Source organism: Siminovitchia fortis (assembly GCF_003605365.2).
Classification (GTDB): domain Bacteria; phylum Bacillota; class Bacilli; order Bacillales; family Bacillaceae_C; genus Siminovitchia; species Siminovitchia fortis.
Window position 1 is genome coordinate 1 of the sequence record NZ_QYTU02000101.1, and the last position, 921, is coordinate 921.

Here is a 921-nt window from a genome sequence, read left to right on the forward strand (position 1 = left end):
TAGATAAATTTAGTCACGGATTAAGGAAATAGAAAAAGAGTTTCTCCGTGATCGCGTGTAGATGTTCAATGAATTTGGTAAAATATTAGTTATTCCTTTTTGAAAAACATACTTTTTTCTTGATAACCCGAAATGAGGTGAACTGACTTGATTTTTGTTATGGCAGCTATCATCATTTTTTCTATTCCGGGGCTGATGCTGATTTGGTCAACTGCCTATGTTAAATCAATAAAAAAAGAAAATGTCCGGTGGAAATTGCTGGTTTCCCTTCAGCTCTTGCTTATTATTGCCGGCATGATAGTACATATCTATTTACTCCGTTCATATGGGTTTCCGATGCTTCAAACAAGAATAGAAACCTGGGTTAGTATGGGTTTCATCTTGCTCATTTGCGGATTTATGCTGATTTTAAATTTTATCATTACAAAAAAGTTAGGCAGCCAAAGCCCAACCCATAATAGCAAAGTGGTGAATATTATAACCGGGTGTTTTGCATTGTATTTCTTTATCATTTTGTTTATTGCAGCGCCCTTGGGGGAAAAAGTTGCCTTTGCTGTTTCGATTAATGAGGCGATAGAAGCCGCCAACAAGACGAATAATGAGGAGTTCTCTGTAGTATTGGTAAATTCCGAAAAAGATTGCCTAAGGCGGTCGAGTCAACATTGCAGAAACCAAGCATATAAAAATCATTACTTTATAAAAAATAATATGGGCAAGAAACAAGAAGTGCAGGTAAAGCTCCGTGCTTTGAACAGCAACAACGAGGAAATGAAAGTCATTGACTCAAAAATAATGACTTTGAAACCGGGTGAATTGCAGTTGTTAGAAACAGAAGAGACGAATGAAGATGCAAGCGTTTGGAATAAATACTCGTTTCAAACAGATGGAAAAGTATATCAATATCAGCAAAAAATCCGCTTT

Annotated in this window: 1 protein-coding gene; it reads left to right on the plus strand. The window is 36.2% G+C overall.

Annotated features, from left to right (window positions below):
• Nucleotides 1–147: 147 nt before the first annotated feature.
• Nucleotides 148–921: hypothetical protein (locus D4N35_RS17840; RefSeq protein WP_164876427.1), on the plus strand; the 774-nt coding region annotated here is incomplete at its 3' end.